Annotated in this window: 13 protein-coding genes; 11 read left to right on the top strand and 2 right to left on the bottom strand. The window is 39.6% G+C overall.

The features are described 5' to 3' along the window. The first annotated feature begins 50 nt into the window (after positions 1-50). Positions 51-644: an RNA polymerase sigma factor gene (locus G4420_RS21870; protein ID WP_163326082.1), complete on the top strand. Its 594-nt coding sequence runs from the start codon at positions 51-53 to the stop codon at positions 642-644. Between the two features lie 61 nt (positions 645-705). Continuing rightward, positions 706-888: a hypothetical protein gene (locus G4420_RS21865; RefSeq protein ID WP_163326081.1), complete on the top strand. Its 183-nt coding sequence runs from the start codon at positions 706-708 to the stop codon at positions 886-888. Positions 889-927: 39 nt separating this feature from the next. Here the strand turns inward: G4420_RS21865 and nhaA are convergent, their stop codons facing one another. Then, entirely contained in the window at positions 928-2241 is a 1314-nt protein-coding gene (gene nhaA, locus G4420_RS21860) for a Na+/H+ antiporter NhaA (RefSeq protein WP_163326080.1), read from the bottom strand. 425 nt (positions 2242-2666) lie between these two features. Here nhaA and G4420_RS21855 point away from each other — a divergent pair, with 425 nt between their 5' ends. The 4 genes from G4420_RS21855 (at position 2667) to G4420_RS21840 (ending at position 4774) form a co-directional block, all read left to right on the top strand. Beyond that, a complete protein-coding gene (locus tag G4420_RS21855) occupies positions 2667-3515 on the top strand; it encodes an SPFH domain-containing protein (protein WP_163326079.1) in 849 nt (282 codons plus the stop codon). A 5-nt stretch (positions 3516-3520) separates the two neighbouring features. Further along, complete coding sequence (locus G4420_RS21850) at positions 3521-4045, top strand: hypothetical protein (RefSeq protein ID WP_163326078.1); 525 nt, start codon at positions 3521-3523, stop codon at positions 4043-4045. Position 4046: 1 nt separating this feature from the next. After that, positions 4047-4220, top strand: coding sequence for an Arc family DNA-binding protein (locus G4420_RS21845; protein WP_082063710.1), 174 nt, complete (start codon positions 4047-4049; stop codon positions 4218-4220). A gap of 341 nt (positions 4221-4561) precedes the next feature. Then, positions 4562-4774, top strand: a complete 213-nt coding sequence (locus G4420_RS21840; protein ID WP_163326077.1) for a zinc ribbon domain-containing protein — start codon at positions 4562-4564, stop codon at positions 4772-4774. Between the two features lie 74 nt (positions 4775-4848). Here the strand turns inward: G4420_RS21840 and G4420_RS21835 are convergent, their stop codons facing one another. Further along, entirely contained in the window at positions 4849-7350 is a 2502-nt protein-coding gene (locus G4420_RS21835; protein ID WP_163326076.1) for a Kelch repeat-containing protein, read from the bottom strand. 319 nt (positions 7351-7669) lie between these two features. Here G4420_RS21835 and G4420_RS21830 point away from each other — a divergent pair, with 319 nt between their 5' ends. The 5 genes from G4420_RS21830 to G4420_RS21810 all read left to right on the top strand — a co-directional run bounded on the left by G4420_RS21830 (position 7670) and on the right by G4420_RS21810 (position 22169). Then, positions 7670-9187 (top strand): glycoside hydrolase family 76 protein, encoded by a 1518-nt coding sequence (locus G4420_RS21830; RefSeq protein ID WP_163326075.1) that lies wholly within the window; start codon positions 7670-7672, stop codon positions 9185-9187. A gap of 301 nt (positions 9188-9488) precedes the next feature. After that, complete coding sequence (locus G4420_RS21825; RefSeq protein ID WP_163326074.1) at positions 9489-11999, top strand: glutaminase domain-containing protein; 2511 nt, start codon at positions 9489-9491, stop codon at positions 11997-11999. Between the two features lie 527 nt (positions 12000-12526). Next, positions 12527-16597, top strand: coding sequence for a hybrid sensor histidine kinase/response regulator transcription factor (locus G4420_RS21820; protein WP_163326073.1), 4071 nt, complete (start codon positions 12527-12529; stop codon positions 16595-16597). Positions 16598-16695: 98 nt separating this feature from the next. Further along, a complete protein-coding gene (locus G4420_RS21815; protein ID WP_163326072.1) occupies positions 16696-19017 on the top strand; it encodes a family 43 glycosylhydrolase in 2322 nt (773 codons plus the stop codon). A 98-nt stretch (positions 19018-19115) separates the two neighbouring features. Next, entirely contained in the window at positions 19116-22169 is a 3054-nt protein-coding gene (locus tag G4420_RS21810) for a SusC/RagA family TonB-linked outer membrane protein (protein WP_163326071.1), read from the top strand. Positions 22170-22178 lie beyond the last annotated feature (9 nt).

The following is a 22178-nucleotide window of genomic DNA, read 5'->3' as shown; positions in this document are numbered from 1 at the left end:
GAACGCCTATAGATAAACTTTACTTTTTGTTTACACATAAATAGAAGGTAATGTTCAGACTCGACAAACTGAACGATAATGAACTCGTTCAACGATTTATTCAAGGCGATCACGAATCACTTGAGATTTTAATAGTTAGACATAAAAGCAGAGTATACTCGTATATTTTGTTGATTGTCAAGAACCAAGATCTTGCTGAAGATATCTTTCAGGATACTTTTATCAAAGTCATACGCTCGTTAAAACGAGGCAAGTATGTTGAGAATGGTAAATTTGTTTCCTGGGTACTTCGGATTGCGCATAATCTGATTATCGACCACTTCAGGAAGGAAAAACTGCAGGGGACGATTTCCAACGACAGTTCCGATGTTGACATCTTCAATTCACAAAAATTTTCGGAACAGACCATTGAAGACCAAATGGTTTATTCGCAAATTTTGAAAGAAGTAAAGCACCTTGTAAAAGAGTTGCCCGAAGATCAGCAGCAGGTAATTTATATGCGGCATTACATGGGCCTCAGTTTTAAGGAAATAGCCGAGCAAACCGAGGTAAGCATTAACACTGCTTTGGGCCGTATGCGTTATGCATTAATTAACCTGCGAAAACTTGTGGATGAAAAGAAATTGAACCTCACTGCTTTTTAACTATTGTTAACACAATATTAGGTAGCTAAGGGCGTTTTAAGAGTAAATAATTGAAATGCCTATGATGAATTATTCTACCTTATTTTATTGTGTAAACAACATTCAACGTGAAGTTGAAAAACAATCAGCAGAGATGGATTATGAACCATCAGAACAGTCGGTACAGAATATCCTTGATTTCGCACGTTGCTACGAAACAGTAGAAACAGAGCAAACAGGACATGTAGAAATGATTTTAAATTAGAACACGAAAAAGTATTCGGTTGTAAAGAAAATCCTTCGGCTAATTAGCCGAAGGATTTTTTTTGCCTGCTGAAAATCGCAGCAATATATATCCTAATAATCCTGCCACAAACGACCCGAGTAAAATTCCAATTTTAGCCGAATCAATAAGTACCTCATCCGTAAATGCAAGGTTATTAATAAATAATGACATTGTAAAGCCTAATCCACCAAGAAAAGATACGCCGGCCAAACTCATGAAATTTACATTTTTTGGTAGTTCTGAGAGTTTGAATTTTATTGCCAGGAACGAAACCAGGAATATACCCACAAATTTTCCAATTATCAGGCTAAGCCCAATGTTACTTGCCAGAACTGTGTTGGTATCGCCCGAAAAACTAAAAACTACTCCGGCATTTGCAAAAGCAAATAATGGTAGAATTATAAAAGCTACCCACCCGTGCAAGCTGTGCTCAAGGTATTGAAGTGGAGAAGCTGTTTTTTCTATAAGCTCTTCCATCTCGTCAACTGCATCTAATTGTTTGTGGCTAAGAATTGTTTTGTCTCTGCCTTCCTTTTTGCATTCATCAAGAAATCCGTCAAGTATTTCCTTGCCTTTATCGTAAAAGGTAGTGGTTTTAATGTGTCGCTGAATTGGAATGGTAAGTGCCAGTAATACTCCGGCAATTGTTGCGTGAATACCCGATTTCAGGAACAGAACCCAAACAACAACACCGGCTATAAAGAAGAAATATTTAGAATACAGTTTAAAGCGCGAGAGAATAGCAAGAAGGGTAACGATCGCTAATCCAATAATGATGTTGGCCCAAATTAATTTCGAGCTGTAAAAGAATGCAATTACTAATACAGCGCCCAGGTCATCAATAATGGCAAAAGCCATTAAGAAAATTTTTAAACCAACCGGTACGCGTTTGCCCAGCAAGGTTAAAATACCCAATGAAAATGCGATATCAGTTGCCATGGGAATTCCCCATCCTTCCATTCCTGCCTTTCCTTGATTTAAAGTAACAAAAAGCAGTGCAGGGAAAACCATTCCGCCAATGGCTGCAACAATGGGTAATGAAGCTTTTTTTAGATCGCTTAATTCTCCTATTAAAACCTCTCGTTTTATTTCAAGTCCAATAACAAAAAAGAAAATGGCCATTAAACCATCGTTTATCCATTTTAATACTGGTTTTGAAAGTTCGAATCCGGGCAGGCTAATGGTTATATAATTTTTCCAGAAGCTCAAAAATGCTTCGCTTAAACCTGAGTTTGCAAGAATTAAAGCTGCAATGGATGCCGAAAATAAAACTATGCTACTTGAAGTCTCAAGCCTTATAAAACGGTTAATAGGATCTTTTATAAAATTCATTCTTATAATTTTTTAGTGGAACGTAAAACCCATTTGTTTGTTTAATGCCTATTCTGAAATTTTGAATATAAAATTTTCACACGGTCGCAAAATATGAAAAAGTCATGTTTCTCTCTGTTTCAGCTCGAACCGTTCACAAATTATTAACAACCTGAATAAGGTTCGGGATAATGCAAACTAAGTTTTTAATTATACCATATCTGAATAATTGGTAGCAGTCGGAAACAAGAATAATTTATGAAATATTCGGGGTAATTGCAATTGAATCCACGCTTTTATAACTAATGGAATCAGGGAATATAATCAGCAACATTAAACTTTTTAATAATATGATTTAAAACACAATTAGTCCTGTTGTTTTTTAGAAATAAATACAATACTTTAGTGATATCAAAATAATATCAAAATACTAAATAATTAATGTCATGGAAAAACAACATTCAGCTTTATCTGGTTACGTGTTTCTGTTTTTGGAGCTTGTATTAATGGGAGTTATCATTTTCGGTTTTATTGGGGGAATGATCGTTCCGGCAGTCCTGCTAATTCCGGTATTTATTCTTGTTGCCATCGGTTTTACCGTGGTCGATCCCAATCAAAGTTGTGTAATGGTTTTATTCGGTGCGTACAAAGGCACGATTAAAACCAATGGATTTTATTGGGTGAATCCTTTTTATGTACGTAAGAAAATCTCGCTTCGTGCACGAAATTTCGACAGCGAACCCATTAAGGTGAACGACAAATTGGGTAACCCGATTATGATTGGATTGGTACTGGTTTGGAAAGTGGAAGAAACTTATCGGGCAGCCTTTGGTGTAGATGAGTTTGAACATTTTGTAGTGGTACAAAGCGAGGCGGCTCTGAGAAAGCTGGCAGGTATGTATCCGTATGACAACATCGAGGATGAGAATGCAAAAGTAACGCTTCGTGATGGAACAGAAGAAGTAAATGATCAGCTTGAGAAAGAAATTATTGAACGCCTCGAAATTGCAGGGATTCATGTTATTGAGGCGCGGATTAACCACATTGCCTACGCGCAGGAAATTGCCCAGGCTATGTTGAAACGCCAGCAGGCTACTGCAATAGTTGCAGCCCGTTACAAAATTGTTGAAGGAGCTGTAAGCATGGTAGAAATGGCTCTTGACCAGCTTAGTGAAAAAAGTATTGTTGAGCTGGACGAAGATAAAAAAGCAACTATGGTAAGTAATTTAATGGTTGTATTGTGTGGCGATAAAGATGCAACGCCGGTGGTTAATACGGGATCACTTTATCAGTAAACACCATGAAAAAGCTTCTTTTTAAAGAAGAACAGGAGTTTGATAAAAGATGGCTGTGGCTGTTAATGCTGGTTGCCGTATCGGCCGCTGCCATTCCATTTTTTCGGGGAATCTATTTTCTGACGGTGGAAAATTCGCCCGACGATACTCCGATGACTACAGGAGGATTGGTTGTGACTGGTGTAACAGTTGTGGTAATGGTGGTGATTTTTATTCTGATGTTTCGTGCAAAACTTAAAACGAAAGTTACTGCTGATAAACTTTCCGTTTGTTTTCCACCGCTGGTGCGAAAATGGAAAGATATCTATCCGTCGGAGATTGAGAAGTATGAGTTACGGCAATACCACCCCAAAAGAGAATATGGAGGCCGTGGCATAAAACGTCGTTTACGAAAAGGTAGTGCATGGACCGTAGCGGGGCGAATAGGGTTGCAGCTGTATATGAAGAATGGAAAAAAATTCCTGATAGGAACACAAAAACGACAAGCCCTGGAACATGCCATGCAAAAATTGATGGAAAAGGAGGATTAGAATGGCGAAGAAAAAATCGTTTGTATTGCGCGTTAGCCCGGAAATGCTGGAGGCCGTTGAAAAATGGGCTGCAGATGATTTTCGGAGTATGAACGGGCAAATTGAATGGATAATACATAAGGCTTTAAAAGATGCACGACGACTAAAAAAAGGTTCAGACGATGGGACGGTATGATTATTTAAAAGCGAAACAAGAAATTAAGAAGAGTAAACTTAAAATGGTACGGGAAATAATAACCGTAATCGTTATTGCATTGGTTATTAGTGGATTCATTCTTCAGGTAGTGACACAGTTAAAGAAATAGTACTTAGAAAAAAGGTTTAAAACAACGAAAATGGGTAAATATGATTATCTGAAAAAAGGCGATAAAAAAAAGCGTAGGAGCAAATTAACCTCAACTCAAATAAGATTTATAATGGTACTCGCTATCGCAATTATACTTTTTTCGATTCAGTTAGTAATTTATTTGAAAAGCAAATACTGATTAACTGAAAACAATACAAAAACAGAAAACCATGAAAAAACATTTCAGCTGTCCTAAATGCAGTAGTTGGGAGTACGAAGAAGATGCAATCAGAACAACCGGAGCCGGTTTTACACGATTTTTTGATATTCAAAACCGGAAGTTTATTGCTATTTCGTGCAAACGATGTGGTTACACCGAATTGTATAAAGCCGGAAGAGGAAGTACCGCGGGCAGTATACTCGATTTCCTTACATCATCGTAAACAACACTGCAATTGATTTTTTTTAGCAATCGTGAAAATGTGTTTCTGATTTAGACAAAACCGTATAGTTCTGTCTAAATCAGTATTTTATTAGGATTTGTGTAGCTGCTCCCCATTGCCATTTTATACTCCAAAGTATATGTGTTATATCTTAATTGAGCTTCTTCATTCAACTTGAGTTTTTGCAAAGCTTTTACCTGGAAAGTAAGCGCCACTTCGTTTAATGGATCAATATTGAAAATTACCTCAGAGAACTCGATGCTTAATTGATAGGCTTCCGCATTATAGGCATTTTCCATTTCCAGTAGTAATGCCGGTTCAAGTTTGTTCTCAGCTTCCTGTTTAAACGGGTCGTAAACCGAATCATCTGCGAGTTTTAAAAATTTCCCCCTGCCTAGCAGTTCAAGCAGTTCGAGCTGGTTTTCGCCAGGTTCTTTTCCTGAAATAAGATCTAAGCACCTGGTGTAGTCACAATAAAATTCATCCGATAGTACAAGCTTAAAACAACCTTTTTCGTACACCAGTTCAACCCCTTCAAATTCACTTAAAGCCTTCCGCAAATGGTTAATAGTAACACCTCTCAGGTTTTTAACTTTTTGTGCGGGTTTTCCGGGCCATAAAATACTACCCAGTTTTTGCGACGAGATGCCATCTTTTTCGGCACTGTGTTGAAGTAAAAGGATTAGCATTTGTTTCAACCTGGTGCTAAACATGTAGGTGATATCTTTATTGTTGCGATCGTGTGCGGCAAAATCGCCAAAAAGGTAAATTGAATTAGGTTTTACAATAACTTTCCTTTTGTTTCTCAATTTGCTTAATCCTCCTGATCCATTCCGCTCGCTGCTGTATTTCAATTTTATTCTACGATAAAAAATAAAAGTTATTACAACGATGATTGGCAACAGAATGATTATTAAACGCGCTGTTCCGGAATTATTCGGCTTCGAATAATTCACCAGTTCCTCTGCAGTAATCGGCGGAAATGCCAGCGAATAAATTTTCAGCTCAGATGCGATATCATCATCAAACTCTTGTATCAAAGCATAAAGCGTATGTAGCCCTTCATCGAAATATAAGTTTGCATTAGTGGTAATTTTATCTGAGCGTATTGGTACCGAGTCTCCCAGTATTTCATAACTGCCATCGGCTAACGAAAAGCGATACAGTCTGAGGGACGATTCTGAATAGTGTTCCGGATAACAAAAGGTATAAAAACAAGAATCGTTAAGAATAACCATTCCACGAACCGGGACAACATTGTCGCCTACCCAGGGTATTTCCCACAGCTTTGTAATGTTTTTGGTGTTCAGGTCAACTTTGTATAAATCGTAATAATACTTTCTTCCTACAATTTGTTCTCCTGATTCGTTGCCCATACCGCCAAAAATGTAGGCGGAGTTTGTTTTTTTTAAATAACCAACCGATGAGAAATAACGGGGCGACAAAAAATCGCCCGTAAAACCTGCAAGCGTTTGCCATTCTTTATTTTCAAGGCTATACGAGAAGAAATCATTATTGTAGAACATGTTCCCAAAGCCCCCGAAGATAGTGTACTGTCTGTTTTCAGGATCGAAAAAGGATCCGTGATGGTGCAGCTGTATCGGAAGTTCCTGAGTAGTTTCGGCTGTCCAGTTATGAGTCGACAATTCCAGGCTGGCAACCGTAGGAATATCGTTTTCCCGCTCAAAAAAAACTTCGTAGGAATATAACTTGTTATTCACCGGATCAAGAAAATTAGTGCCCAAAAACAGATTTACAGGGCACGGTTCGTTAAACGCAATAACTTCTGTTTTTTCGGTTCTTACATTGTATTTATGAATAGTATCGCGGTTAAAATAGTAGATCTCTTTTTTTTGAGGATTGTAATTGGCACCTGCAACAGAACCCGATTGAAATGATATTTTGTGCCTCCAGTGATAGGCATCGTTAATCAACCATTCCGGGTTACTCACATTGCCAATTGATTTCCCTTTTATATCATGAACAATGCTGCCTTCATTTTCATTCAGATCAAAGTGGTACTTGTCCTTATTTCCTATAGTGAGTTCTTTAATGGCAAAAGAAGGAACATCAATTATATAATCGCTTTTCCCGAATAAAATTACAGGATGATATTTTTGGGGGAGGCCAACATTGGCAGCACTAAAAGTTTGGTCGTTGATTTTCAGTGAAATAGAATCATTTTTCAGATCGAAAGAAATTTTCATGTTAAACCAGTAGGTGTTGAGCAAATATTCCTTGCTCATTCTTGCAATAATCAGGCTGCTTTTTCCTTCCTGGTTAAATCGAAACACCAAATCAGGGCCTTGCCCGTCGTAAAATAAATTAAAAATTTTATCGCTTTCGGTATTTTTAATCCGGATGATGTAACCAATAAGTGTTGGTGGATATAAGGATAAGTCAAAATCAATGTCAAAGGAATCTGAAAATGCGATATTGGAATCATCAAATACATTGTAAGAAGTACGCTCGGCTATTGGTACTTCTCCTCCGTTGAATTTTAATCCCCTCAGAAACGAGCCCTGAAAGTTTAATAAAACTATTATAAGTGTTATGTAATGTAGCTTAATCAACATTGTTGTTAATACTAAACTTGGATTATTATTCTTTTATCTTCAATTTTTTACTTCGTTTAGAATATTGCAAACGTTAAGAATATTCCAATTCTCGTTTTTACAACGAAAAGACTCGTTTTTTTTGAAAAGCAACAAATATTTGTACCAATCCCCCGGTTAATTGCGCAAGATTAATGGATTTTTTTCGTTTTTAACCCATTTTTAACCCATAAATTAATCACTGTCTTTCAATATTTGTGTGCTGCTGATTAAGAATATATCTGGTAACGGAATTTTTAAGGACAGTTGAATTAAAACTTTATAACAAACTATTGGAACAATGAAACAAGTCGGTTTTTTAGCCACAATTATTCTTGCCTCTTTACATTGTTTTGGCACATCTGTTTGCAAAGGGGATCTCAAAGCAAATTCTGAATTAAAAACTATTGAAGAAAAGAAACAGAGCAGCAGTTTGCTTTCTTACACTTCAACAAATGGTATCTCATTCGAAAATCAAAAGGATTTATCAGATCAAAATCTAACGCGTGCAATGACTCTGGCAGATGCGGCCTTTGAAGCTCATTTTATTGGAGAGGAAATGGCTATGGCCCGGTTTTTTAATCCATATAACGGAGCTGTTTCTGACGAAAAAGGTAGTATATGGATGTACACCAGTGCAATTGAAGCTGTTAACGCCATTCTTCATGCTCTTAAAGCGCAAAAGGAAAACGGAAATACGACCTTATACGATGCACATTTTAAACGATACGCCGATTTGCTTTACCAATTATACGAGAAAGCAGACTATTACCACGGAACATTCGAACTAGTGTCGTACACACAAACCAAAGAATGGACTGTATACGGGGTTAACCGCGGAGCTGCTGTGGGGCAGGCGGAAGTTGCCGGTGTAATGAATGTGTATGATGATCAAATGTGGTTGGTTCGCGAATTTATTGAAGCTTATAAATTAACCGGTAAAAACGAATTCCTTGAAAAAGCCGAGTATCTGACCGAGTATGTGCTCGATGGATGGGACTGCACTTTTAATGATAAAGGTGAAGAGAACGGTGGTATTACCTGGGGACCCGGCTATGTGTCGAAGCACTCATGCAGCAATGGTCCAATGGTAAGTCCGCTGGTGTGGTTACACGAGATGTATAAGGGAAAGAAAGATAAAATCACTCATCGATCTATTGATCCGTCTGACAGGAAAACCAGAATAGTAAAAAAGGTTAAAAAGAGCGACTACTACCTTGAATTTGCCCAAAAAGTTTACCACTGGCAAAAAGAACATTTGTTGCGCGCCGATGGTGTTTACGATGATATGATGGGAGGTTGTACGCCACGAAACCCGCAAACAGAGCTTATTAACGGAGTTGAGTACCGTAAAGGAATCGACTACCGCGACCGGGTGGGGCCGGCATTTACCTACAACAGCGGAACAATGCTTTCGGGAGCAGCCGATCTGTTTCGCGCTACCGGAGATGATTTATATCGGAAAGATGCACAACACTTATCGAAATCGAGCTTTACCTATTTCGCTCAAATCGATAAGGACATTCCCGGTTACTACTCTTTTGATGTCAGGGGTTTCAGTAACTGGTTTAATGGGGTATTGATGCGTGGTTTTGTTGATGCCCATCCTTCTTGTGAGGAGGTGTCGGAATACATAAACAGTTTTCAGCAGAATCTTGATTACGTCTACGAAAACTTCCTTTACAACGGTTTCCTGCCAACGAACTTACTAACGGGATGGGAAGAAGATCATGAAAAAAACAAAACAGAAGGGATGTTCAATTTCGCATTTGCGGCTGAATATGCTGTTCTGGCAAAATATGAATTAGAAAAACAATAAACTGAAAATCACAATTATGGATAGATCTCTTAATAATCTGATTCAACCACGGGTTTATTTTGAAGATCTTTATCAGAAAAAATTTTCTGTTTCAGTAAAGGGTTAAATGTGGTTCATGTGTACAATAGCCAGCAAAGATGATACAGGCTTCACAATGATACGGAAATACCCACAGGGAGAATTATGTAGAGAAGGAAAAGAGCAACGAATAAGCTGGTCGGATGATCCAATATTCTTTTTCAAATGATTTCTGGTTTATTGTGTGTGGAGAATAAATAATTTTACAATTTAAATAATAATTATGCTTAAATCAACTGTCAGCAAAATCCTGACTGTGTTTATTATTGCCGCTTTTTTAGGGGCTTGCACATCGCAGTCGGAGGTGGCACAAAAAGAAGAAGCAGGGGCGGAGTTCCGTGCGCCTGCTTATCCGTTAATAACAATCGATCCATACACCTGTGCATGGTCCATGTCGGATATTTTATTCGACACACCGGTAAAACACTGGACAGGCAGAAACCACTCGCTGATTGGTGCCGTACGTGTGGATGGAGAAACCTATCGTTTCCTGGGTAAAGAAGAGATTCCATTGGAACCGGTTGTTCCGAGTGCAAAATTTGAAGCCTGGGACGGAAAATACCTGACAAATGAGCCGGCAACAGGTTGGGAAAAACCGGATTTTAACGATGCTTCATGGAAAAGTGGAAAAGCAGCTTTCGGTACACCAAATACCGGTGAAACGGCTACATCGTGGGATACCGAACATATTTGGGTGCGTCGCGAATTTACGATGCCCGAAGTTAGCGAAGCAAGCGATCTGTTCCTGGTGTATTCGCACGACGATGATTTTGAATTATACCTGAACGGAAAAGAAATTGTAAATACCGGAAACCGTGCAAAAAGCAATGTTGTATTAAAGCTGGATAAGAGCCTGCTGAACATTGGTGGCGAAAATACCATTGCAGCGCATTGCTGGGATCGTGGTGGTTTGGCTTATGTTGATTTCGGAATCTTTAAAGAGAGCGATATTCAACCTGTTTTTGCTCAAACAGCTGTTCAAAACAGCGTGAAAATAACAGCTACACAAACCAAATACGATTTCACTTGTGGACCGGTTGATCTGCGCGTTGAGTTTGTTTCTCCACTGTTGATGGACGATCTGGATCTGCTTTCACGTCCGGTAAATTATATCAACTACGAAGCGGTTTCAACCGACGGAAAATCACATGACGTAGAGGTGTATTTCGAGGCTACTCCCGAGTGGGCCGTAAACGAGTTAAACCAGGAAGTAAAAGTTTCAACCGGAAATACCGGTAACATCAACTTCTTAAAAACCGGAACAATCGAACAGCCTGTTTTGGAAAAGAAAGGCGACAACATTCGTATCGATTGGGGATATTTCTATCTGGCATCGCCTGAAGCCGAAAACAAAACACTGGCAATTGGCGATTTCGCAGGAATGAAAAAAGCCTTTGTTGAAAGTGGTAAACTAATGGCTGGAAAAGAGGAAACAACGGCTGTTCTTTCAAAAGAAATGCCTGTTTTGGCTTGTACTGAAGTACTTGGAAATGTTTCGGCAAAACCGGCAAAAGGATATGTAATGCTGGGTTACGACGATGTTGAATCAATTCAGTATTTTGGCGATAACCTGAAAGCATGGTGGGCAAACGACGGTGAGGTAAGTTTTGATGAGGTGTTAACTTTTGCTGCCAAAGATTACCAAAGTGTTATGGCGCGTTGTGATGCAACGGATCAGGCGGTTTACGAAGAAGCGCTGGCTGCCGGTGGCGAAAACTACGCACGTTTGTGTTTGCTGGCCTACCGTCAGGCAATTGCCGCACACAAACTGGTAAAAGATACTAAAGGAAACATTCTTTTCCTTTCAAAAGAAAACTTCAGTAACGGTTCAATTGGTACCGTTGATGTTACTTATCCTTCGGCTCCGATGTTCCTGAAATACAATCCTGAGTTGTTAAAAGGTATGTTAAACCCGATTTTCTACTATTCAGAAAGTGGAAAATGGACCAAGCCTTTTGCCGCGCACGATGTAGGTACCTATCCGAAAGCCAATGGACAAACATACGGTGGCGATATGCCCGTTGAAGAATGTGGTAATATGCTGATTCTGACAACTGCCATTGCCGATGTTGAAGGAAATGCCGATTACGCAGCCGAGCACTGGGAGGTATTAACAACCTGGGCGAATTACCTGATGGAAAACGGATTTGATCCGGAAAACCAGCTTTGTACCGACGATTTTGCCGGTCACTTTGCCCACAACGTAAACCTTTCAGCAAAAGCGATAATGGGAATTGCCGGATACGGAAAACTAGCCGCAATGTTGGGTAAAACTGAAGTGGCTGAAAAATACACTTCAGAAGCCAAAAGTATGGCTCAGGAATGGATGAAAATGGCCGACGACGGCGACCATTATCGTTTAACTTTTGATAAACCGGGAACCTGGAGCCAGAAATACAACATTGTTTGGGACAAACTGCTTGGTCTTGGAATTTTCCCCGAAGAAGTGGCACAAACAGAAATTGCCTATTACCTGACCAAACAGAACACTTACGGTTTACCACTGGATAACCGCAGAACGTATACGAAATCAGACTGGATTGTGTGGACAGCTACTTTAGCTGATGATACCGAAACGTTCCAGAAATTTATCGATCCGGTTTACGCTTTTGTAACCAATACGCCTGATCGTGTTCCGATGACCGACTGGTACGAAACACCAACTGCAAATCAGGTTGGATTCCAGGCTCGTTCCGTTGTTGGCGGATATTTTATTAAAATGCTGGAAAAATAATCACTAAATAATCTCAGTTTTGGACAGTCTGGAATTGCAGTTTAGTTTTAGTAAGTGATCAATTTATTTTGATTGAAATCCTCGGGAGTTATTCCCGGGGATTTTTTTTATAATATTTACTGATCTCATTTCAGAAACCGATGTAATCCTTATCTCGGAAGGCTGATAAAAACAATAAAATTTATCAGAACACCCGTAAACCGGTTTGGGCGAAGATAAATCGTATTTCGTCAAAGGAAAAGCAGATGAAGGAACAGAAGGCGCTCAAGTTAGACACTCAGGATTATAAGGGAATTTGTGTTTTTGTTATATGTCTCATAAAAACAGAGTTTTACGATGAAAGTAAAGTCGCGGTAGTTGAATCAGTTTCCTGTTTTTCTAAATCAAATTACCTGAAAAAGAAATAATATTTCGTTTTATTGCGTACGTGTATTTGGGCAATAGTATGAACGAGGTGATCATTTTTCTCTTTTCAGCTTTTGCCAAATAAGATATTTGTGAGAGGTAAATCGTATTTTTGAGGAAGAATGTGCAGGGGAATCACATATGTTTTAGTCTTTTTGCTGTTAGGTTTTTCAGCCAAAGCAATTGAAAAGCGTTACGTTTTTAAGAAGCTGAATAACGAAAATGGCTTGACCTATAACACGGTTCATGATATTGCCCAGGAAGAGTCAGGAATTATCTGGTTTGCCACCAAACAGGGGCTTAATAAATACGACAGCTATAACATCAGGCGCTACTACCAGGAAGACAATGTTGGTATTCCTTCAAACTTTTTCAACTCTATTCTAATTACAAAAAACAACCGTTTATTTGCCGGAACCGACCGGGGGCTTATTGAATACAACCGTCGTTTCGACAGGTTTGAGCCCTTGTTGTTCGAAGGAAATAATTTACCCGGCATAAGAACACTGTTTGAAACATCCGACGGTGTTGTGTTAATCGGAACTTTCCGCGGAATATTTGCCTATCACCCAAAGCAGAACGAAATAATAAAGTTTATTTCATTACAGAATGAAAACATTACATCGATTGCCGAGAGTGATACAAAAACACTTTATGTAAGCACGAATTCAGGAATTTATGTACTGAATACCGATGGTGTTTTACAGGAATACTTTAACACCGGAAATACGCCGGAGCTACTCACAAACATTATCAATAAAATATATATCGACAAGGCAGGGAATTACTGGATTGGAACCGAAAACCGTGGCCTGTATCGGTATGATAAATTGCAGGATAAGTTTTCGAAAGTCCGGCTGGCTGAATCCGATCAGGATGAGACTACAGTGGTACGCGATATTGAGGAAGATTCGGAAGGAAATATCTGGATTTGCAGCGAGATTGGAATCTTTATTCTCGATCCATCAACTTTTGAAAGTGTAAACATTCAGCACTCTTTAGAGAGTTCGGAGTATTCGCTAAACGACAATGCCACCTATTGCGTGTTCCGCAGCAAAGAAGACATGATTTGGATAGGAACCTATTTTGGAGGAATAAACTATACCAACCTCAGTAATTTTAAAGGTTTTTTCAATATCTACCCCGGCGATGGCGACAATGAACTCAGAGGGAAAGCGGTTAATAAGCTTTACAAAGATTCGAACGGAATTTTATGGATTGCCACAGAAGACGGAGGTGTTTGCACATTTAATACCGAAACAAAAGAAATTCTTAACTATTATCAGCACAGAGGAAGTGAAGGTCTTAGCTCTAATAATATTCATGCCATTTGCGAAGACAGGAACGGTGATATTTGGTTTGGACATTTTATGACCGGCATTGACATTTTCAATCCCAAAACCAAACGATTCAAAAATATTTCCATTCTTCCTGATGTTAGGTATAGTATAACCGAAAACTCGGTATACAGTATTTATAAAGACTCGAAAAATGATATATGGGTTGGAACCCGGCAAGGCGTTTACAAATACAACTACCAAACGGAGCAATTAATGCCGGTTAAGAATGCTGAGCTGGGGCAATTGTTTATATACAACATTTTGGAGGATAGTAGCGAGAATATATGGTTTTGTATCCGGCATGGTGGAATTGCCTGTCTGAAAAAGGAAGATGAATCCATCAGTTTTTACCGGCAAAATGAATTTCTGTCGACCAATAAAACTATAGCAGTAAACGAAGACAGCAGCGGTAAAATCTGGTTCGGAACGGTTGATGGTGGGGTGAATGTTTACAACCCTGAAACCGATTCGTTCAATCATCTTAGCATGGATGATGGTTTGCCCAATAATACGGTTTACGGAATTTTGGAAGACGCCAACAGGCATATGTGGCTAAGTACCAACCAGGGCCTGTCAATGTACAATACTGAGACCAATTCGTTTCGAAATTATAACCGCAACGACGGGCTGGCACAAATGCAGTTCAATTTTGGTTCGTATTTCAAAGATTTTGATGGTACGCTTTATTTCGGTCATGTGAATGGTTTAACCTATTTTCATCCGGCCGAAATTGTAGACAACAAAGTAAAACCAGAACTGGTATTTACCGATTTTAAGCTGGCAAACGAAAGTGTTCGAGTTTCTGAAAAAGGTATATTATCAGAAACTATTGACCAAACTTCTAAAATAACTTTGAGCTATTCGCAGAAAGCATTTTCCATCAATTTTGTTGCGGTAAATCACATCTCGGCCGGAAATAATAAATTCTATTATTACCTGGAAGGTTTTGAAGCTGATTGGAATGAAATTGGGAACAAAACCAGTGTGAATTATACCAATTTACTGCCGGGCCAATATACTTTTCATTTAAAAGCCGAAAATAACGATGGTGTTGAAAGTGCCAATACCAAAAGCCTTGTTATTCGTATCCGTCCGCCGTTTTACCTTTCTACAGGTGCTTTTATATTCTATTTACTGTTGCTTGTTGGAATATTACTGCTTTACCGCAAAATTACTATCGACAAACAAAAAGAAAAGGCTGCCCTGGATATGGAGCGGATGGAAAAGGAGAAAATTAAGGAGTTGAACCAGCAACGATTGAATTTCTACACCTATATCTCGCACGAGTTTAAAACACCACTCTCTATAATTATTTCGAGCATCGATCAAATATTTGGGCAAAAAGATGTTTCGGATGATTTGAAAGTTCGTTTTCAGCGACTGAGCAGGAGTTCCAAACGACTTTCGTTCCTATTTAACCAGTTAATGGATTTCCGTAGAATCGAAACAAAACATGCCAAGCTTATTCTACAGAAAGGAGATATTATTAACTTTTTGCGTGAATCGTGTTTGGTTTTCACTCCACTGTTTGATGAACACCGGGTAAATTTTGAATTTAAGGCCAATCGCGAGTCGTACGAATACTGGTTCGATCCGGATAAAATTGAGAAGATTATTGTAAATCTTATTTCTAATGCGTTGAAGCATACTCCCGTACATGGAAAGATTATTTGTGAGACCCGAATTATTGATGATGTAATTCATGCAGATCAGCGAAGTCTGAATATTTATATCTCAGATACAGGAAAGGGTATTTCGGAAGAAGAACAAGGAAATCTGTTTACACCTTTTTATATGAATTACCAGCATAATGAACAGAGAAGCGGTTCGGGAATCGGGCTTACGCTGGTAAAGAGTTTGGTAGAATACCTTCACGGAACGATAAAGGTGAGTAGCAGACCAAACGAAGGAACCCGTTTTAGTATACAATTACCACTTGATTATAAGGGAATATCGAATATAAAACTGGAAAATAACACCGAAACAATAAATCGTATTCTTGATTTGGAAAGCATTGCCGAAGTGAGTTCAAAACAACAGCCTGCGAAAGAAAAAACTGAAAACGATAAAGAGTTTAAACTTTTAATTGTTGAGGATACCGTTGACCTGGCCGAAGTGTTAATGGAGCATTATGCACAAAAATTCGATGTGAAATTCGCTAAAAACGGAATTGAAGCCCTGAAAATAGTAAAGGATGAAGAACCCGATATTATTATCAGCGATGTGATGATGCCCGAAATGGATGGTATTGAGTTTTGCAAAAAAATTAAATCAGACGAAACCACCAGTCATATTGCCGTTATATTACTTACCGCACGAACCACCCACGAGGATAAGATTGCAGGTTTACAGGCCGGCGCTGAAGCCTACATCCGAAAACCTTTCGATTTAAATGAGTTGGATTTACACGTGCGCAATTTTATTGAGATACGTAAAAAGCTGAAAGAGAAAGTGGTGACCGGCGCGCATATCGATCTTGAAAAGCTAAATTTTCAGGATAAAGACAAAGATTTTATCGAGAAGGTTTCAACGATCATCAACGAGAATATTGAAAGCGAAACCCTGAATACCGAAGAACTGGCCAAACAACTGGGTATGAGTAAAACCCTTGTTTACCTGAAATTGAAAAAGCTGCTCAATATGTCAGGGTCTGATTATATCCAGTCTTTGCGTTTTAAAAAGGCAATTGAATTAATGGCCGATTCCAACCGAAATATTTCCGGCATTGCTTACGAAGTTGGTTTCACCGATCCCAATTATTTCAGCAAAGTATTTAAAAAGGTGTACAAAAAAACACCAACCGTTTACCGGAAAGAATTGCTGGATAAAATTAAGGGCTTGAATATGAATTGATTCGCAGATTTGGTATTTCTGATTTTCCCTGTTTTTTAATCCAAATTCCAGCCCCGAAAACACATTATTCCCGATTCTTGCATCAAACTTTTTTACTTATGCAACGAATCAAATTTAGCTTATATCTTTTTATCGTTTTCATCGTTTTTGGAAACGGAACATTAAAAAGCCAAACATTAAATCCAAAGGTCTCGACGATGTTCGAGTGTGCGATCGACAGCATCGAACCTCCGCTACCTGTTGTTTCTCCCTTGTTTAAATACCATTTGCGCGATGTTGCCGTGTGCAAAGCTCCCGGTGGTAAATATTACCTAACCGGGACTACCGACGATAACTGGGGCGTTGCTGAAGGAATCCGGGTTTGGGAATCATCAGATTTAAAAGACTGGCAAATGATAGGTGATAACGGCTTTGTCTGGACCTTTGATAAAGACGCCAGCAACGATGCACAACGAAAAATAAAGATTGCCAACGGCCGCATGATACGGGGTATTTGGGCACCCGAAATTCATTATATCAACAATAATTTCTGGATTACCTATTCGGTTAGCGGAGGTTACGGTTCAGGCTTGCTGAAAAGTACCACGGGTAAACCGGAAGGTCCCTACGAAGATGTTAAAAAAGATGGCGCTATGGTTAAAGGCATCGATGCCACTTTATTTAAAGATGTTGATGGAACAGTGTGGTACATATGGGGCCCGGGAAATATGAAAAAGCTTAAACCCGATATGATGGGATTTGCCGATAGCAAACCTCCGGTATTTCCGAAAGATGCCAGTGGTAAAGAAGTGGGATATGAAGGGGTAAATATGTACTATGAGAATGGTATTTATTATCTGATGGCCGCCGAGTGGAACACCGAAAGTCCTAAAAAAGGCCACGTTTTTGGTAACACTGATGTTAACCGGCGTGTTGCCGACGGGCGCTATGATTGTATGATCGCCATGTCGGAAAATATTACCGGCCCATATTCTGAAGCGTACATTGCTATTCCGCATGGTGGACACAATATGATTTTTGATGATTTCGATGGAAACACGTGGGCAACCATGTTTGGCAATGATGAAGCTGCTGCACAGTGGCGCGAAAATGCAGCCCTGGTGCAAATGAAAATGGACGGGCAAAGCCGTCTGGTGTCGGTTATTCCATATCCTTCGGCGGCAACCGAAGATATGCCTGTTCTATTTGTTTCTCAAAACGGAAACAATACCGATGGAGAATCATGGAAGTCGGCTTTTACATCGCTGCAAAAGGCAGTTGATGCAGCAAAACCCGGAACACAAATATGGGTAGCTGAAGGCAGTTATGGAGACAACTTAAAGATTGATGGAAAAACAGCACTTTATATCTATGGTGGTTTCAAGGAAGATGAAAAAGTCTTGTCGGATAGAAGAGAACTGACGACCACAAAAATTGATGGTGAAGAGAAAACGGCGCATGTGCTTACCATTAAAAATTCAGAATACATCAGAATTGACGGGTTAACCATAACCCGAGGTAATAACACCGGCGATACAGACAAAGGAAACGGTGCCGGAATCTGGTTAGAGAATGGTGGAGAATCAGTTCGGTTTGTAAACTGCACCATTTCCGACAATTATGCATCAAAAGACGGTGCCGGAATATATGTAACCAATGGTGCAAGTCCCTTGTTTGTTGGTTGCGATATTGTTAACAACGAGGCGCACAATAACGGAGGTGCAGTGTATGCGAATTGTAATGCCGACAACGGCTATCACACACGTTTTTATAATTGCAACATCAGCAATAACAAGGCACAGGAAAATGGTGGAATTGCCTGGTTTATAACCGACCTAAAACAAACAGGAACACTGCGTTTTGTTAACTGTTTACTGGATAACAATTTTACCCTGCTTGAAGGTGGAAATATTGTAATGAACGGTGGTGCTACCTTGTTGATGAGTCATTGCACGGTGGTCAATAACAGGGGCATGTCAAAAGGTGCGGCAATCGTTCAGTTGGGGCGTGTGCCGGCACAAAACCGTATCATCAATTCCATTTTTACCAATAACTACGGTGCTTCACTTTTTGTAGCCGACGCGTATGAGGGGGCCGATCCAACTTCGGCACGCGAACAACAATGGACCGAAATTCAAAACAACCTTTTTTACGATAATCAGATTCTTAGTCTTTGCCGGTATTCCTATAAAGCGCAGGATTATAAAACTGTTGCCGAGATGAATACCGAGAGCTGGGCTTTCGCTAACCGCGAAGGGAATCCGCTTTTTATAAACCCAGAAAAGAATGATTACCGATTGAAAAAAGGTTCGGCAGCCATTGGAGCCGGAACCTTAAAGAATGCCTTTCCGGTTGACTTTTACGGCGAAAAAAGATTTTATGATTTTGATACAACAACGAAAAGTATAGATGTCGGTTTTCAGAAGTTTACGGAAGAATAGAAATCCCGATTAACTCAGATTTCAGCAATTCTGAATCATATTCAAGAAGGTAAAAACAAACAGATTTTAATATTGTATAAACTAAATTATTCGAATTTATGAGCAAGCTAAAACTATTAACTCTTGTCTTGTTTATCCTCCCGATAACATTATTCGCACAGAATAGTATTACAGGTGTGGTTAAAAGCGATGACGGAGAAGCACTACCCGGTGTAACAATTATTGTAGAGGGGACAACACAGGGAACCACCTCAAATTTTGATGGTGAGTATTCTATTAACGCACCTGCCAATGGCAAACTGGTGTTTAGTTTTATCGGATACCTGTCGCAAACAGTACCGGTTAACAGCCAGTCGAAAATTAATGTTGTATTGCAACAGGATATTGAAGAACTGGAACAGGTTGTGGTAATCGGTTATGGTACGGTTAAAAAAAGTGATCTTACCGGTTCTGTAACTTCGGTAAAAGCTGAAGACCTGAATCCGGGAGCCAATGCATCGGTTGAACAGGCTTTGCAAGGGCGTGTTGCAGGTGTACAGATTTCGCAAAAAAGTAACGAGCCTGGTGGTGGTTTAAGTATCAGTATCAGGGGATCTGGTTCTATTCAGGCCGGAAACGAACCACTGTATGTTATCGACGGGATTATCGTTAATAACGGTAGTGTTGCCGGAACTGGTGGTGTTGGTTTTACCGGTAATCAGAACCCACGAAATCCGCTAAACTCTTTAAATCCATCAGATATCGAATCGCTCGAAATCCTAAAGGATGCTTCGGCAACGGCAATTTATGGTTCGAGAGGATCGAATGGTGTTGTAATCATTACTACAAAAAAAGGTACAAAAGGCAAACTGCGTGTTGGTTACGACGGCTATTATGGTATGCAGCAGGTTTACGAACCTATGGATGTATTAAGCGCAACAGAATACAGGGATGTTTTGAACTCTATTATCGATTTAGGTGGTGGAGATGAATTACAGCGAATCAACGAAATTGAAGGAGGCGGAACCGACTGGCAGGACCTGATTTACAGAACAGCAAAAATTCAAAATCATAATATTACCATGTCGGGTGGTGCGGCAAATCTTACCTATTTCTCATCAATTAACTATTACGAGCAGGAAGGTTTGGTACTTGGTTCAGGAATGGAACGTTTTAATACGCGCATTAACCTGAATTACGACGACAAGGAAAAAATGAGAGCCGGTGTAAACTTCAATGGTTCTTATATTTACGATGATTTTGCGTCAACTGGATTGGGAATTAACGAAAATGGTGGTGCAATCTATACGGCTGTAAATTACGATCCGGTTATTGCGCCATATACCGAAGATGGCAGTTACCGCAGATCAGACCACTTTGTTGGCGACAACCCCTTGGCAATTCTTGATGGGGAAGATGCTTTTTCAGAAACTTTCCGATTCTTTGGAAATACTTTTTTGGAGTATTTTATTGTTCCGGAATTGTCGGCCAAAGTTAAACTTGGCGGCGACGTACAGGATGTAAGAAGAGACATCTTTATTCAGCCATATACTGTTTCAGGAGCCGGTACCGGTGGTATTGCATCTATTCAAACGGGTAGAAAAGATTATGTTTCTACTGAAGGTACTTTAAATTTTAACAAGGCATTGGGAAAAAGTAACTTAAGTGGAGTTATTGGTGCCACTTACGAATATTTCCAGACTAAAACTTTTGCAGGCGACGCTCGTGGATTTGCATTACCTGATCTGGGAACAAATGCTATAGGTTCGGGCGATCCGCTATTGAATAATCTGGGCAGTGGCCGTACTCAGGCGAAGTTCATTTCGTACCTGACCAGGGTAAATTATTCGATATTGGATAAATACTTGTTAACCGCATCGTTTAGGGCCGACGGTTCTTCACGATTTGGCGAAAACAATAAATTCGGGTATTTCCCATCTGCGGCCATTGCTTGGAAAATGCACAAAGAAGATTTTATGTCAGGGGCAGAATGGTTAGCTGAATTGAAACCACGATTTAGTATTGGTAGCACCGGAAATGCATCGATTGGTAATGAGCTTACTTATCAAACATTCTCGGCGGGTAATCAGGTACTGTTTGGAGACAGTTATTACAGTACTATTGTTCCTTCTCGAATCTCGAATCCTGATCTAACCTGGGAGAAGGCCGTACAAATTGACGTTGGTTTCGACTTTGGTTTATGGGAAAACAGACTAACAGGTTCTTTTGATTATTTCAACAAAGAAACGACCGACCTGTTAGTGCGTATTCCTCAGCCAATGAACACCGGTTTTACCGGACAGGTACAAAATATGGGTGGTGTTCGTAACCAGGGTTTTGAGCTAACAATAAATTATGATGTAATCCGCTCCGAAGACCTGTACTGGAACCTTTCAGGTAACTTCTCGACCCTGAAAAACGAGGTATTAAATATTGGCGACCGTGGAGATATTATTCACGGAGGGCTTTCTCAACTTCCTGACTTTGCAATTATTACACCGGGCGAAGCTTTGAATTCGTACTACGGTTACATTGTTGACGGCATTTGGCAGGAAGGCGATGATTTTAGCGTGACAAACGATAATGTTAGTCCTGGCGATATTAAGTTCAGAGATGTTACTCCTGATGGAACAATAAATGCAGAAGACCGTACGATTATTGGTGATCCAATTCCTGACTTTACCTGGGGATTTACCAGTAATTTGCAATACAAAAACTTCTCACTCGACGTTGTTTTGCAAGGTGTTCAGGGAGTGGATAAACTAAATGGCAACCTGGCCAATTCAATGTTCCCGAATAACTTCAGGCAAAACCGTATAGCAACACCATTGCTTGAACGTTGGACACCGGAAAATCCATCCAATAAATATCCGTCATTTGTAAATCCGCTTGCCTCTGGAGGTACTTCGGCACTTATTAATACATTAACTGTCGAAGATGCATCGTATATCCGCTTGCAATCGGTAAGGTTAGGCTACGATGTTGCGGTTGAAAATATCAACTTCTTTAATAAACTTTCGGTTTACGTAACGGCTCAAAATCTTTTTACTATTACCGATTATCTGGGAACTGATCCTGCATCAAATGCCAGCGGAAGCAACACGCTTGCTGTCGATTTTAATGCTTATCCTATCCCGCGTACCTATTTAATAGGTTTAAATGTTGAATTCTAAAAATGGCTA

The organism is Draconibacterium mangrovi (assembly GCF_010586825.1).
GTDB lineage: Bacteria > Bacteroidota > Bacteroidia > Bacteroidales > Prolixibacteraceae > Draconibacterium > Draconibacterium mangrovi.
This window is presented reverse-complemented; position numbering and strand designations above follow the sequence as displayed.